15 protein-coding genes are annotated in these 13,558 nt (G+C 46.2%); 5 read left to right on the forward strand and 10 right to left on the reverse strand.

The window, feature by feature from the left end:
• Window positions 1-4 precede the first annotated feature (4 nt).
• From RIG68_RS18075 to RIG68_RS18090, 4 genes are all read right to left on the reverse strand, one after another.
• The gene (locus RIG68_RS18075; RefSeq protein WP_350125388.1) at window positions 5-415 is read right to left on the reverse strand and encodes a DUF6691 family protein; all 411 of its coding nucleotides are present in this window, start codon (window positions 413-415) and stop codon (window positions 5-7) included.
• A 9-nt stretch (window positions 416-424) separates the two neighbouring features.
• Window positions 425-982 (reverse strand): YeeE/YedE family protein, encoded by a 558-nt coding sequence (locus tag RIG68_RS18080; protein WP_350074521.1) that lies wholly within the window; start codon window positions 980-982, stop codon window positions 425-427.
• A gap of 134 nt (window positions 983-1,116) precedes the next feature.
• Window positions 1,117-1,911, reverse strand: coding sequence for a sulfite exporter TauE/SafE family protein (locus RIG68_RS18085; protein WP_350125391.1), 795 nt, complete (start codon window positions 1,909-1,911; stop codon window positions 1,117-1,119).
• 414 nt (window positions 1,912-2,325) lie between these two features.
• Window positions 2,326-2,874: a thioredoxin family protein gene (locus RIG68_RS18090; RefSeq protein ID WP_151997222.1), complete on the reverse strand. Its 549-nt coding sequence runs from the start codon at window positions 2,872-2,874 to the stop codon at window positions 2,326-2,328.
• Window positions 2,875-3,176: 302 nt separating this feature from the next.
• Here RIG68_RS18090 and RIG68_RS18095 point away from each other — a divergent pair, with 302 nt between their 5' ends.
• A complete protein-coding gene (locus RIG68_RS18095; RefSeq protein ID WP_350125394.1) occupies window positions 3,177-4,079 on the forward strand; it encodes a YybH family protein in 903 nt (300 codons plus the stop codon).
• A gap of 73 nt (window positions 4,080-4,152) precedes the next feature.
• Here the strand turns inward: RIG68_RS18095 and RIG68_RS18100 are convergent, their stop codons facing one another.
• From RIG68_RS18100 to RIG68_RS18115, 4 genes are all read right to left on the reverse strand, one after another.
• On the reverse strand, window positions 4,153-4,656 hold the full coding sequence (locus RIG68_RS18100; RefSeq protein WP_350125397.1) for a hypothetical protein: 504 nt from the start codon (window positions 4,654-4,656) through the stop codon (window positions 4,153-4,155).
• A gap of 82 nt (window positions 4,657-4,738) precedes the next feature.
• Window positions 4,739-6,016 (reverse strand): metal-dependent hydrolase family protein, encoded by a 1,278-nt coding sequence (locus RIG68_RS18105; protein ID WP_350125791.1) that lies wholly within the window; start codon window positions 6,014-6,016, stop codon window positions 4,739-4,741.
• Window positions 6,017-6,234: 218 nt separating this feature from the next.
• Entirely contained in the window at window positions 6,235-6,732 is a 498-nt protein-coding gene (locus tag RIG68_RS18110; protein ID WP_350125400.1) for a hypothetical protein, read from the reverse strand.
• Between the two features lie 85 nt (window positions 6,733-6,817).
• On the reverse strand, window positions 6,818-7,162 hold the full coding sequence (locus RIG68_RS18115) for a hypothetical protein (protein WP_350125403.1): 345 nt from the start codon (window positions 7,160-7,162) through the stop codon (window positions 6,818-6,820).
• A gap of 133 nt (window positions 7,163-7,295) precedes the next feature.
• Between RIG68_RS18115 and RIG68_RS18120 the strand changes: the two genes are divergently transcribed.
• The 4 genes from RIG68_RS18120 (at window position 7,296) to RIG68_RS18135 (ending at window position 11,198) form a co-directional block, all read left to right on the forward strand.
• On the forward strand, window positions 7,296-8,057 hold the full coding sequence (locus tag RIG68_RS18120) for an SDR family NAD(P)-dependent oxidoreductase (protein WP_350125406.1): 762 nt from the start codon (window positions 7,296-7,298) through the stop codon (window positions 8,055-8,057).
• A 179-nt stretch (window positions 8,058-8,236) separates the two neighbouring features.
• Window positions 8,237-9,625 (forward strand): alpha/beta hydrolase family protein, encoded by a 1,389-nt coding sequence (locus RIG68_RS18125; RefSeq protein ID WP_350125409.1) that lies wholly within the window; start codon window positions 8,237-8,239, stop codon window positions 9,623-9,625.
• A gap of 391 nt (window positions 9,626-10,016) precedes the next feature.
• Window positions 10,017-10,811, forward strand: a complete 795-nt coding sequence (locus RIG68_RS18130) for a cupin domain-containing protein (RefSeq protein ID WP_350125412.1) — start codon at window positions 10,017-10,019, stop codon at window positions 10,809-10,811.
• Window positions 10,812-10,862: 51 nt separating this feature from the next.
• Window positions 10,863-11,198: a cupin domain-containing protein gene (locus RIG68_RS18135; protein ID WP_350125415.1), complete on the forward strand. Its 336-nt coding sequence runs from the start codon at window positions 10,863-10,865 to the stop codon at window positions 11,196-11,198.
• 146 nt (window positions 11,199-11,344) lie between these two features.
• Here the strand turns inward: RIG68_RS18135 and RIG68_RS18140 are convergent, their stop codons facing one another.
• A complete protein-coding gene (locus RIG68_RS18140; RefSeq protein WP_350125418.1) occupies window positions 11,345-13,054 on the reverse strand; it encodes a M56 family metallopeptidase in 1,710 nt (569 codons plus the stop codon).
• Window positions 13,047-13,421, reverse strand: a complete 375-nt coding sequence (locus tag RIG68_RS18145; RefSeq protein ID WP_339793902.1) for a BlaI/MecI/CopY family transcriptional regulator — start codon at window positions 13,419-13,421, stop codon at window positions 13,047-13,049. The genes RIG68_RS18140 and RIG68_RS18145 overlap by 8 nt, the downstream gene beginning before the upstream one ends.
• Window positions 13,422-13,558 lie beyond the last annotated feature (137 nt).

Genomic DNA, 13,558 nt, shown 5'->3' on the forward strand with positions numbered 1-13,558 from the left:
CCTTTTAATGCGGGAGTTTCTTTTGAAGGGCTCCATACGTCCACGTGCCCAGCAGTGCACTGGCTAGTGCTACTATCATAACGGTGGTTCCACTTCCAACCAGAGCGTACAGCGGACCCGGACAAGCGCCGGTCAATGCCCAGCCGAGACCGAAAATTGTGCCGCCAATCACTACTCCTTTGTCCATCCGCTTGGCCGGAAGGGTAACGGTTTCTCCATCAATTGTTTTCAGGGAAAGTCTCCGGATAATAAATACGAGTACAGCGCCCACCACTACTGCTGAGCCAATAATCCCATACATATGTATGGACTGAAACCGAAACATCTCCTGAATCCTGAACCAGGAAATAACCTCAGCTTTCGTCAGAATAACACCAAAGACGATTCCCAAAAATAAATACCTGATATTTTTCATGGCGCAATTTTAAAAAAGAAAGTCAAACAGGAAATGAGTCATAATCAGCCCCCCAACAAAGAAGCTAATAGAAGCCACAAGGGAAGCCATCTGAAAATAGGAAAGGCCAAACATGGTGTGGCCTGAGGTGCAGCCCCCTGCATACCTGGTGCCAAAGCCCACGAGAAAACCACCGAGGATAATAAAAATAAATCCCTTGGCTGTCAATAAGTTGGGCCAGGAGAAAAGCTCTACAGGTGCCAGGCCATGGAAATCGGAAATGCCAAGGGCCATCAACTCACTCTTTGTAGAATCAGAAATAGCAACAGGTGATCCGTCAGAAAGGAATTGACTGGATAGAAATGCACCAATGACAATTCCAGCAACAAAAACGAGGTTCCAGGTGCGTTCCCTCCAGTTGTATTTGAACAGCTCAATCCCTGATGGGAAGCATGCGGCACAGATATCCCTCAGGGACGACGATATACCAAAAGTCTTGTTCCCTAGCAAAAGGAAAGCAGGGGTAATGAGCCCAATCAGCGGGCCAGCCACGTACCACGGCCATGGCGATTTTAACCATTCCATCATAAGTTACTCTTTCAGGTGTTGAAGTTGCTGCAAGAAGGTGTTATTGTCGGGAATTCCATTCTTCTCGCAGATTCGAAAATAACGGTTCTACTTCAAAATAGTTCATGTAGGTACATCTTTAGTTTAAAATAGCATCAGAAGAGAAAGAGTTCCTTTGCGAAGATGAGAACAGCCATGGTAAGTACGAACCAGCCAAAACCCTTTTTCAAATGTTTGCCGTCTATTTTCTTACCGAGGAAGCTTCCAAATAGCATCCCGGCAATTGAAATACCGCAAAAACCGGCAAGAAACTGCCAGTCAATCACTTGATTGGCCACATCGCCAAGAAAGCCGAGCAGCGTATTGATACTGACAATGAAAAGTGAAGTACCAATGGCATGCTTCATCGGCAGTTTCATGACAATCACCAATGCGGGCACGATGAGAAAACCTCCGCCAGCACCTACCAAACCAAAGAGCACACCTATCGATGCATTCCTTAAAACAAGTATAAAGTAATTGGTGATCACGGTTGGCGCAGCTTCCTCCTCTGGTTGCTCATTCCTTATCATGGAAAACGCACTGAAAAACATCACGATGGCAAAAATAGACAGCAACATTGCCCCTTTGGTAAGTTGAAATCCACCGACTTCAAAAATCACCGGAGGGATGGCGGGAATCACGTACATGCGGGTGAGGAAGATGGTGGTGAGCGAGGGCACAGCAAACAGCATGGCGATGCGCAAGTGCATAATAATGAGTTTGTAGCGAATTGCTGCCCCAATGGAGGACGTAACACCGACGATAAATAACGAGTAGGCTGTTGCCAGCATTGGGTCGATGCCGAAAAGATAAACCAACACAGGCACAGCAAGTACAGCACCACCTGCCCCTATTAAGCCCAACACCAGTCCAATAAAAACAGCCGCAACATAGCCCGCTACAATCATCTTCTCGCTCCCTTAGTAAGTCATAAAACTAGGGGAATTTGGGATCAAGCAATAAACCTGGGGAGTAAAACTCAAAAATAGAGCTATCCTATTCAGCGATTGGAGATCATAAAGAAGCAAAAGGTCCAAACCTAACCCGGCCGGGCGGGACGCATTGAACCAGTTTTGCTTCTTTATGTAAAGACAAAATACCCTTGTCAAGAAAATCAATCCCCCGGAAATGTTGCTTGATCCGGAATTTGACGACAATGCGCATCAGATATAGGATTAATCAATACCATAAACTCGGGGAACCGCTGATGTGAATTTAGCGTGGGTGGGGGCGTGAGGAAGGCTAACCGGGTATTTCATGGTGACGAACGATTGATGAACCGAGCCGTTCAGGTACAAAAAGGTTGAAAGATCCGAAAGTTCCTACAAATTGGACTGGTAAGACTTTTGCCACTCTTCCCAGGAAACTTTTTTATGGCCGTTTTCACCAAAATACTTAATGACCGTGTCGAAAAATTTGGCCTCCTGAAAGCCTGGCAACAGGGTGAGTATTCTCATTTCCTCATCCATAAAAACGCCCATTGGATAACTCAGCTTGCCTTGAGTAAGTGTGGCGGCGAGCTCGTGATAGCCATTGCGACCGCTGGCGACAAACTTAAAGGTGTGTCCATCGAAAATTACATCTTCCTTTTGCTCTGCATTGAATTTCACTGCGTAATAGTTGGCGTTGACATAGGACGAAATGGCCTCAACAGAAAAGGTTTTCTTATCCATTACCTTGCACCACCCACACCAGTCAGTGTATAAATCAATGAATATTTTTTTAGGTGCCACTTTGTTGGCAGCAACGGCTTCTTCGAAGGTCATCCATTTAATACCACCCTCCTCTGCCTTTTTTTCGGGCACGTTGAATGAGGTAAATGCTGCAAAAAGAGCCAAAAGAACTACAGATGTCTTTATCCTAAAACTCATATCCAAGTGAATTACTTTGCCAATTTATAAACTTCCGGCCAAAAAAGTAACCGTTCAGCCATAACGTTACGGCATGCGATTAGGTTCTTTGCCGCTCGCCAACTTCGTTTCATTTTGGGTTTTAAAGCTACCTCTCAATGAAAAATTAGCTATATTCATACATGAAGCGATCAGGGGCAACATGTAACCCCGACGAATCAAATAGATGGTGTGCCTGATAAAATGCGGAAAATAGCAGTTTGCGATAAATAGGGTTAAGGGTAATTGGCGGATAGATGTTTATTGATTTCAAACTCAATTATATGCACGTAAAAGTAGCGTCAGTATCGAGCCTGATATTTTTTGTTGCCTTGCTTGTGTTGCCCCAAAAAACGGCAGCGCAAGATTCCGTCGAGGGGCTCATTAATGTGGAAAGGGACTTTGCAGCTTTTTGTGGCGACAATGGCGTGCCAGAGGCATGGGTCAAGTTTTTTGCATCTGATGGTTTGGTGTTCCAACCGCACCCTAAAAATGCACTGGAAGCCAATAAAGATAAAATCCCCTCCCCTAAACCACCTGCCAGCACCCTCTATTGGGAGCCCTATCATGGCACCACGTCCATTGGTGGGGATCTCGGCTTCAACACCGGCCCATGGAGAATTACTGCAACCACTTCAAACGCCCAGCCTCCACAATACGGCTATTTCTTTTCAGTGTGGAAAAAGCAGCCTTCGGGGGAATGGAAAGTATTGCTTGACCTCGGCACCACTGCACCTGCAGCGGGCCCTGAGCATGTGTTTGGCGCAGAATACGACGTGAGAAAACGAGAGGCTGACAATGGCAAAAGCAAAGCGAGGAGCCTGGAGGAAGCCGACTACTTGTTCAATGTGATGGCCACCAACGGCATCAAAGCGGCCTACCAAAAAATGGCTTCCACTAATCTCCTGTCAACCATCAATGGGTTTCACCCCTTCTACAACAAACGCTCATTTTTATCCTGGATATCTTCAGAAGCATCGCCCTACATGAAAGGCTCTGCTATTTTTTCCACCATCGACTCCGGGACGGCAGTTTCGCAAGACCTTGGCTACAGCTACGGCAGTTATGAAATAGATGCGCTGATGAAAGAAAAAGGTTATTTCGTCAGAATTTGGAGGAGAAACCCGCAAGGATACTGGTACCTGGCTGCGGAAATCCTGTCCGACAATGTGAAAAGCAGATCCTAAATTAAAGGGGTTACTCTGTGCTGAAGCACAGAGTAACCCCTTTAATTACCTAGGTGGAAAATAACTACCAGGCTTACCAGCTGGCACAATTGGCGACGTTAGCCGCATTGGCAGTAGCAGGGTTGCTGCCGATGTTTCCGTAGACCAAAATCACGCTTTTGTTGTCGCCGTCACCCAAATGCACTTTGATGTGCCCATCAAAATCGATAAGCTCTGCGTATGAGATCTCGTCGCCATTGGCTAGCTGTGTGAGCAGTGTTTTGCCTTCACCAGTTGCCGCATCCACCGGATTCAGCATAGCTGCCATGTCTGCTTCAACACTGTATTGCCCAAAGTGAAGGTGTGCGGGAAACTTTGATGTGCCTGTGGGGCCATCGAGTTTGATGCCTATTACCGCCAGACCATCATTTCGCTCAGAGAATGTCACCTCACCCTGGTAGCCCCAATCATTCGAGCCTGTAAAAAGCGAGTAAGTAACACTTTTACCTGTGAGTGCTGTAGGGTCAGCTTCCTCGTCTTTACAAGAAACCATTGCAAGCATTCCAATGGCCAAAACTAAAATGTGATGCTTTTTCATAACGGTAAGGGGCAAGCGTTTATCAAATATAACATCCAATAAACGCTTTTCCCCATCATTTGATTTCCTTTGAAGCTAAAATTTACTCGCTTTTATAAACGGCCCCAGCTTTCATCACAAACTTTACGTCCTGTAGCACTTTAATATCTTTCAAAGGATCGCCTTTCACGGCAACAATATCAGCAAAGCCTCCTGCTTTTACTGTTCCGAGTTTTTTGTTTTCCAGAATACCCGCATTGATTGAGGTCGCCGCCATAATCGCTTCCATGGGCTTCATGCCACCACCTACCATAAGTTCAAACTCACGGGCGTTTTTTCCATGAGGATACACTCCGGCATCCGTACCAAATCCAATTTTCACACCTGCTTTGTAAGCTTCGGCAAACGTCCCCTGAATCAGGGGACCAATAGTTTTGGCTTTCTCCGCAACAATAGCAGGATAAAAACCAGGAATAGCAGCGTTCTCAGCGGCAGAAACACCGGCAATGATTGTGGGGATATACCAGGTGCCGTACTGCTTCATCAGGTCCATTGTTTCTTTGTCCATATAGGTGCCATGCTCAATGGTTGTTACACCACCTTTGATGGCTCTCTGCATGCCTTCTATGCCATGGGCATGCGCCGCTACATGCATTTGCATGTCGGTTGCAGTTTCCACAATCGTTGTTATTTCGTCTTGCGTAAAGGAAGGGCCTGAGCCATCCTTGGCAACTGACAGTACACCACCCGTAGCAGTTATTTTAATAAAGTCAGATCCTTCTTTGTAGCGCTGGCGCACTGCCTTGCGACCGTCTTCCGGGCTGTTCGCCACACCTTCTTTCGCTCCCGGGTCACCCATTTTATCAAAAGGGAGCCCGTTGGTCGGATCACCATGGCCACCGGTAATGGAGATGGTTTTGCCTGCCGTGTAGATTCTCGGCCCGTCTACTGTGCCAGCATTAATGGCGTTGCGAAGAGAAATATTGACACCCGAGCCACCGCAATCACGCACGGTAGTAAAGCCCGCCATCAGGGTCTTTCTGGCATAAACAGTACTTTCAAAAGCCTTATCTGCCTCATTTTGGGTGAATCGCTTTACATAACCGGCCCTGCTGGCCTCGCTTTCCATGTGCACATGCATATCGATAAAGCCTGGCATTACCGTGTAGCCTTTCAGGTCAATTACCTTGTCATTTTTGCCCCCTGCTTTGTAGCCGTTCTCCACAGCCACAATCATGTCATTTTCAATGGTCACCGTCACTTGCGACCTGGGCGAGTCACTCACACCGTCGATGAGTGTGCCACACTGGATCAATGTCTTCTGCGCCTGGGAGTGCAAAGCCATCCCGGCTGCCAACGTAAATAATAGTATCCTCTTCAACATATCAGTGAAATTAAGTTCGACTGGAAAAGTAGTCGATTGAAGAAGAATTGCCTGTTAAAAAGTAGCCAGTGGGAATACCTTTGGGTGGGTGGCGTATTTTGGATGCCCGGTGCTGCGAAGACAACGCTTAAAAGAAAAACCACATGACAACCAAGGCACAAATTTCCTGGTCATCATGTGGTCTATTGGCTTTCAACACCTTGATTTACTCTGCACTAAGCATGGTTTAGTACAGGGCGTTCTAAAATGGTTTTCTTCCATTTACGAGCCAGCTGATAGTGAATGTTGGCGTGAAAAGGCCCGTCTGAGTTTACATCAAAAAAGGAGAGCAATATCTCCCCGTTGTCTTTGGAAGAGCAAATAAGCTGGAGCACGATAGTGTTCACATTCGCTGGATCAATAGTCTTTTTGCTGTCCGCTGCCTTTTTTCCATTAACCAGCACATGCGCATCAATAATCTCGTCGGACTGGATCACCTGAGTGATTACCTCAGGCTGGCTGTTGTTGACAAACACCAATCGACTGGTGACGGTATCAAAAGCCATCCCTCTGTCTGTCCACACATCATACTGAGCGGGAAGCTTTCCAGTAACTGTTTTGATGCTTTTTAAAATGAGCCTGCTTTTACTTGAGGCGGTTCTTGCAAACCACACCACCGGTGCAACGCACGCAATGATGATGACTACATACATGATTATTTCTTGAGTTTCCATGATTTTTTTTTTAATAAAGGGTAGAACAATAGTGTCTCGAAAGCATTGCTCTCGAATGATTGCCTGTGGGCAACTAAATGTTCTTTTATGAAAACTCGTGGGCGGGGTACAAAAGAGCGGCCACTTCGGTGATCCACTTTTTGTCAGGATCGGAAGTATTGGAGAGGCTAACAAAGCGAAATCCTGTCAGCGCTGTTTCGTCAGCGACAATAGCCCCTTGGAGACCAGGGAATTTGGAGACGGGAAGCTTTATGGCACCTGTACTCGTTGCTGACTCCGATAGAACAACATAAGGCTGAAGGTAGTCGACGTGGCCACTGGCAAGAAGTGCTTGCCCAGAAACTACACTTGACTCATAAACGTTGCCACTGGCTCCCTGAGATAAAGCCATAACAATGAGCAAAAACAAGGCTGCAACGCTTCTGTACATACTGTCAAATGACAACAGCAAAATTGATAATTAGTTAACGATTATTTTCAAGCGATGGCCGTAAATATTTTCGTTTTCCTCAACTGATGTGGGGTACATGTACCGCTTTCATTTATTCCCTATTTTTGGTCTTATGCAACTCAAAGGAAAAACAGCCATCGTCACCGGAGCCACCAGCGGCATGGGCAGGGCCATAGCACTGGCTTATGCAAAAGAAGGAGCGAATGTGGTGGCCAGTGGCAGAAACGAAACGGCTGGCAGGACGCTGGTAGATGAAATTAACGACCAGGCGGGCAAAGCGATTTTCGTGAAAGGAGATGTGGCCGACCCGGCCGTCAATGAGTCGCTGGTGAAAAGAGCTCTGTCTGAATTTGGGCAATTAGACATTGTGTGCACCAACGCCGGCGACCTCGGGCTCGGCAAAGTGACGGAGCTGCCCATCGCAGCATGGCAGAGAACGCTCGATGTAAACCTGAGTTCGGTCTTCTACCTTCTGAAGTATGCGCTTCCCGAAATGATGAAGCAGCCTGGCGCTTCCGTGGTTGTGAATGCTTCTATTGCGGCCTTTAAGTTCTTCCCCAACCATCCGGCCTACTGTGCTTCAAAAGCCGGCCTGGTGGCACTTGCCCGGCAGGTGGCCGTTGATTACAGTCCCAACGTGCGGGTCAATATCATGTGCCCCGGGCCTGTTGACACACCGCTGATCCACGACTCAGCAAAAGCCTTCCCCGATCCGGCTATCGCCGTGGAGAATGCCGGCAAGTCAACGCTGCTACAGCGATTGGGCCAGCCCGTCGACATAGCCAGCCTGGCTTTGTTTCTTGCGTCCGATGCTTCTTCATGGATGACTGGGGCTGTCATTCCTATTGACGGCGGTGCGCTGACGGCGAGCTAGATGTCTGGCCTCTCCACAAAAGCTAGCCTGTCTGACGAAGCGTAAGCCTCTCTTCGCAGCCAACTCATGGCTTTGCCAGTTGCTCGGGATGAAAAACTTTCCCCTGCAATCGAAGTAACATTTAGCATGCCTATTCGTATTCCACACACTAGCTTCTTATCAAAAAGTAATACAGGCAAATGAAAAGTATAGACATGATTTTCTTGACTGTTCTGATATTAACAGCATCGTGTTTGATCATAACACCCAATCGGGTTAAGGGCATTCTAAAGCCACTCATTGCATCCATTATAATTCTTGCGATAGTGCAGCTTTTAATCGAAAGCTATTATTGGCAGTACATACCTACCTATTTGTTGATAGTCGCTATGACGATCGTAGCAATTTTTCCACAAAAACACTACAACAAAACAAAAGAGAGACTCATAGGATTTACCCTGTTGTTCTTAGCTCTGGCATCAGCTGTTCCCTGGGCAATTTTTACGCCCATTCCAAAATTGACCAAACCACAAGGCAATTATGCAGTTGGGACCAAGATCTTTCGCTGGGTCGATTTTGACCGAGCTGAGGATATAACTTCAGATCCAAATGACCGGAGAAATGTGGTAGTCCAGGCGTGGTATCCGACAGAAGGAGATGAGAAAGGGATTCATTCAAGTTATGTAGATGGACTCAACAATTTGCCGGAAAAAATTGGAGTACTACCAAAAATTATATTCGATCACTATGATCAAGTAGACACTCACGGGATACTTAATGCAACAATCTCCAGAGACAAAAATCAGTGGCCCGTTATAATTTTTTTAACCGGAAATAGCGCTGCACGTGCATTTTACACGAGTGTCGTCGCAGGGCTTGCCAGCTATGGCTACGTGGTTCTAGCAATAGATCATCCGTACGAAGCCATGATTACACAGCTTGCCAATGGTGAAATCGCAACTCCTATTGAAGTTTTCTTAAAATATGCTGATGGCCCCACTAATTTTATGAAAGACCGTATTGACCTACGCATGGCAGATGTACAGTTTGTTTTAAATCAATTAAGTGGTTCCGATACTTCGGCCAATAGCTTTTTATCATCCCTTGACCGAAACCAGATTGTTATTACAGGGCACTCTCTGGGTGGTGCTACGGCTGCAGTTGCAATGGCATTGGATTCTCGAATTAAAGCTGCTGCCAATGTTGATGGCACATTGTATGGTGAATTACCAACACCAAATGAGCAACGCCCTTTCCTATTATTAGAGAGCAAAAAAGATCCCCCAGACCAATATGTGAGATATGAAGATGGAAATCAGAGACTTTTTGAACACTTTGAAGGTGGGTATCGATATCAAATAATTGATGCTGACCATTATAGCTTTACAGACGCACCACTCCTATTGGCACCCCCTACTCGGTTACTTGCTGGCAGTGTCTTTGGGTTTGGTAATATTCCAACAATGACCCACAATGCCACGGTCGATATTCTAAACTCTTTCTTTTACAGCGTTCTGAATAACGAAATGTGCGATTTAGATTCAGTCGCTAGCCGTTATAAAGGTATTATTCGAAAGCCAGTTGACTAGTGTCATTCTTATTTCAAATCGGCCTGGTCAATCTATTAAAACCTAGCATAAGTGCCAACGGGCAGCTTCATAGACTGACGACAATTCCAAGTTCCCGCTGTCTGTGGAATAGGTAGCCTCCAGCGCAGCGCAAAAATATTTCTAACTTGACACATCGGTGAGTAAGTTGTGAAGCTTTTATCATCTCGCTCCGGCTCATTTTTGGAAGGCACTTTTTCAAAAACACACTACTCTTGTAGCACACCCTTATGCTATCACTAACCGACAATACTCGGGTTGGTAACGAGACTATATACATTTTACATCTCCATTAAAGGAAACAGGCCTTAACAGCAATTGTCAAAAATTCTAGACCTGTACTTTTCTCAATTCTTATCCCTATCTTTTTAGGATGAAACCCTTAATAAGAAAAATAATCTATTCAGCGGCATCAAGCGTTTTTGTAACTGGCCTCGCCACTTCCGCCTTCTCCCAAACAGACAGGCTCGCCTCCAAAGTCTATAATTGGAACGAGTTGCCAGTAGAAACCAGTAAAAACGGTGAACGGCGGCAGATCGCCGAAGGATCCACCGACCACCTGAAATACGTGGAGCTTCACACAACCTCGGTTGGGGCCGGTCTGGCCTTTCACGCTCCGCACACCCACGACGATGAGGAACTGGTGATCATTAAAGAAGGGCAGGTGAAAGTGACAGTAGGCGAGCAGAGCAAAGTGATGGGGCCTGGCAGCATCGCCCTCATTCAGGCCGGAGAACAGCATGGCATGGCCAACGCCGGCACTACGCCAGCGACGTACTACATCATGCGCTATCACGACATAGAGCCGCATGACGCTGCCCGTGGAAAAGCCAACGGTGGGTCACTACTAATCAGCTATGACGACACAGAAGCCAAACCTACAGGAAAGGGCACCCGCCGTGATTATTTTGACCGGCCTACCAGTGCCACAGAGAATTTCGAAATGCACGTAACCTCACTCAACAAGGGCGAGGACAGTCATGCCCCACATACCCACTTTGTGGAAGAAATCATTGTGATCATGAAAGGAGATACTCAGATGCACATCGACGGAGAACTGGTTGATGCACCACAAGGCTCACTTGTTTATCTGGGTTCAAACGTTCCTCATGCACTCAAGAACCTGACCGACGGAAGCTGCGAGTACTTTGCCTTTCAGTGGAAGTAACGGTGTGAACCTGTTACCTTGCAGCATCAGTTTTCATCATCAAAAAACACAATGGAAGTAGTAAAAAATAACGACGGCTTCGAGCAAGTTGGATCAAATGCCTCGTTACATAGAAAGGTGGTTCACCTAGACCAACTGATGGTAACCATTATAGAATTTACCAACGGACCTATGATGGTGCCCGATCCACCGCACAAGCACCCGCATGAGCAGATCTCTTATGTGGCGGCTGGTTCTTTAAAACTGTTCATTGAAGACAGAGAATACCTGCTGAATCAAGGCGACGTGTTCAAAGTGGCCTCCAATCTTAACCACTGCATTCAGACATTGACAGAAAAAGTGACTTTGGTGGATGGCTTCGCTCCGATTCGAGAGGATTTTCTTTGAATAGCTGAGCTAGTATGAGGTCGTCATTTCGATCCGCCAGTTGGCGGAGAGAAATCCCCCAGACCTGCTTCCAGGTCTGGGGCATTTCTAAATGGCCTGTGAGGAAGTTGCTTAACAGGCCCTAAAATTCCGTCTTCTTTTTGTATTTATCTCTCAGCTACTGAAATCGCTTTTGGTATGCCTTGGCGAACGGATTTGTATTCGTCTTTACCGTATTCAAGATCATAAAAATCTTTACCAAACATCTGTTGCGACCTTTCCTGGTAGATTTGATCGAATCCTCCCTGGATATACGCCAGGTTCACCATGTAGTCACTGTAGGAGTCATCGTCATTGCACTTTGCGCTAACAACGTAGTTAGACTTACCCTTCCGCATTTGATCCATAACGAAATCATAAACCAGTTGCTGATTGGCTGCCCCTGCATTGTCACCCAATTGTATTTTTAGAATGTCTATGTCATGCTCAGCAGCGTATTGTTCGTCGATGGTTGGAGGGTATTTCCCGTCAGCCATTGGCCTCCCTTCTACAGGTGGCAGCAAAAGTGGCATCTCGAAGCTCTTGCCGGAAACTGTTTGGCCCATGTGAACAATCTTCCTGCGATCGGCCTTTCTCAGTTCCATTTGAACGTCTCTCACGAAACCCATGGGCTGATCCTTATCTACCCTCATAATGATCGCCCCATGATCGGATAGCTTTGCTCCAGAGATAACCGAAGCAATGTCGCTCACTTTATAAGCCTTACCATCGATGCTCAGTTTGTTGTCTGCAATACTGAAATTAAGCACATCGGATCTGTTGCCATCGAAGGTATATCCGTTGTCCGGCAACACCGGCAAATTGACACCCGCTCCAAAGTTTGCGGAAGTTTCTGCTGTCAGGCCAGATTCGGCCACTGATTCATCCATTTTGGAATTGCACTGCACTACTATGACGCTGAAAACTACTGCGCCCACCAAGGCCATGGCTACTTTCACTTTGCCTGACCATCCTGATTGTTTGTTAGTCATCATGGTTATTCTTTTTTTGATAAATGATAAGTTGAAATTGTGTACCAACCCGAATGAGTTGTTGCTGATCAACTGCTTCAGAAGCAAAGTCTGGTACTCAACCAAGGAATAACCCGAAGTAATTATTTTCTTATCTGCTATGTATTCATGTGTAGTTTTAAGGGATTTAATCAGCTGCCAAATCACCGGATTGAACCAGAGAAAGGCTGCCAAAAGTTGAACAATAAGTAAGTCGACGGAGTGCCGCTGCTCAATATGCGTTTTTTCGTGCGCCAGAATCTGCTGAAACTCCAATGAGTCCACCAGCGAATCGGGCACAAACACATAATTGAGAAACGAAAATGGAGAGATAGGCTGGGGAAGCTTGACGACCTTCATCCCACACAGGTTCTCATGTGGATGGACTGTGATTACTTTCCGTATCCAGCGCAGTGTCCAGAATGTTCTCGACAAACAGACCACCACTCCTATGGCGTACAACAGCAGTGTTCCGCTAATTGCCAGGCGTACCCAATCTACGCCAGCGCTTGCCGCTGCACCAGACTCTACTACGCCTCGAGCTGAGCCGGTAGCGCTGCGTGCTTCAAATTCCCACGCAGCCATGGCCTCGTAGTACGACATCCTTGCTTTACTGATTTCTGCAATAGGTCGCTCAAGCGCCGTCACTTCCGTTGGGCTGATATCAAAACTCACCAATGGGAAAAGCAGAGAAAACGCTAAAATTCCTAGCAGAAAGAAGCGGTTGAGACTGAAAAAAGTCTCTTTGCGCAACACCAAAACATACAGCAGGTAGAAGAATGCCAACAAGGCACTCGATTCCAATAGATACATGATCAGCTTAGCCATTTTTCTTCTTTTTTAAGTCCTCCAGCATTTTCATTGCTTCATCCAGCTCCTTCTCGTCCAGCTTTTTGCTTTCCGAAAAAAAGTTGACCACCTGGCTCAGGGAATTGTCGTAATAATCCTTCACCAGCCTCGACAGCTGCCCCTTACTGTAGGCTTCCTTCGAAATAAGCGGATGGTACTGATGCGAGTTACCGTAAGCCGTAAAGCCTACAATCTCTTTCTGCACCAGCACCCTCACAATCGTGGAAACCGAATTGTAAGGTGGCTTTGGGTCGGGATACTGATCAAGGATATCCTTGATAAAACCTTTTTCAATATCCCAGAGGATCATCATGATCTTCTCTTCTGCCTTAGTTAAAGTGACCATTGCTTTGAGTTTTGTTAATCAGCAAGACAATCTTACAACTTAATATTAAGTTTGTCAACTTATTTATAAGTTATTCTATTTAATCTTAAGTTAAGAAATTTAAACCGCATCAAAAAAATGGCTCTTTTGAAATTCTA

The organism is Imperialibacter sp. (assembly GCF_040222385.1).
In the GTDB taxonomy this organism is placed as follows: domain Bacteria; phylum Bacteroidota; class Bacteroidia; order Cytophagales; family Cyclobacteriaceae; genus Imperialibacter.

What these genes read in the sequence shown, in the direction of transcription:
- RIG68_RS18075 (WP_350125388.1), bottom strand. Translation starts at nt 415, where the DNA reads ATGAAAAATATCAGGTATTTATTTTTGGGAATCGTCTTTGGTGTTATT.
- RIG68_RS18080 (WP_350074521.1), bottom strand. Translation starts at nt 982, where the DNA reads ATGATGGAATGGTTAAAATCGCCATGGCCGTGGTACGTGGCTGGCCCG.
- RIG68_RS18085 (WP_350125391.1), bottom strand. Translation starts at nt 1,911, where the DNA reads ATGATTGTAGCGGGCTATGTTGCGGCTGTTTTTATTGGACTGGTGTTG.
- RIG68_RS18090 (WP_151997222.1), bottom strand. Translation starts at nt 2,874, where the DNA reads ATGAGTTTTAGGATAAAGACATCTGTAGTTCTTTTGGCTCTTTTTGCA.
- RIG68_RS18095 (WP_350125394.1), top strand. Translation starts at nt 3,177, where the DNA reads ATGCACGTAAAAGTAGCGTCAGTATCGAGCCTGATATTTTTTGTTGCC.
- RIG68_RS18100 (WP_350125397.1), bottom strand. Translation starts at nt 4,656, where the DNA reads ATGAAAAAGCATCACATTTTAGTTTTGGCCATTGGAATGCTTGCAATG.
- RIG68_RS18110 (WP_350125400.1), bottom strand. Translation starts at nt 6,732, where the DNA reads ATGGAAACTCAAGAAATAATCATGTATGTAGTCATCATCATTGCGTGC.
- RIG68_RS18115 (WP_350125403.1), bottom strand. Translation starts at nt 7,162, where the DNA reads ATGTACAGAAGCGTTGCAGCCTTGTTTTTGCTCATTGTTATGGCTTTA.
- RIG68_RS18120 (WP_350125406.1), top strand. Translation starts at nt 7,296, where the DNA reads ATGCAACTCAAAGGAAAAACAGCCATCGTCACCGGAGCCACCAGCGGC.
- RIG68_RS18125 (WP_350125409.1), top strand. Translation starts at nt 8,237, where the DNA reads ATGAAAAGTATAGACATGATTTTCTTGACTGTTCTGATATTAACAGCA.
- RIG68_RS18130 (WP_350125412.1), top strand. Translation starts at nt 10,017, where the DNA reads ATGAAACCCTTAATAAGAAAAATAATCTATTCAGCGGCATCAAGCGTT.
- RIG68_RS18135 (WP_350125415.1), top strand. Translation starts at nt 10,863, where the DNA reads ATGGAAGTAGTAAAAAATAACGACGGCTTCGAGCAAGTTGGATCAAAT.
- RIG68_RS18140 (WP_350125418.1), bottom strand. Translation starts at nt 13,054, where the DNA reads ATGGCTAAGCTGATCATGTATCTATTGGAATCGAGTGCCTTGTTGGCA.
- RIG68_RS18145 (WP_339793902.1), bottom strand. Translation starts at nt 13,421, where the DNA reads ATGGTCACTTTAACTAAGGCAGAAGAGAAGATCATGATGATCCTCTGG.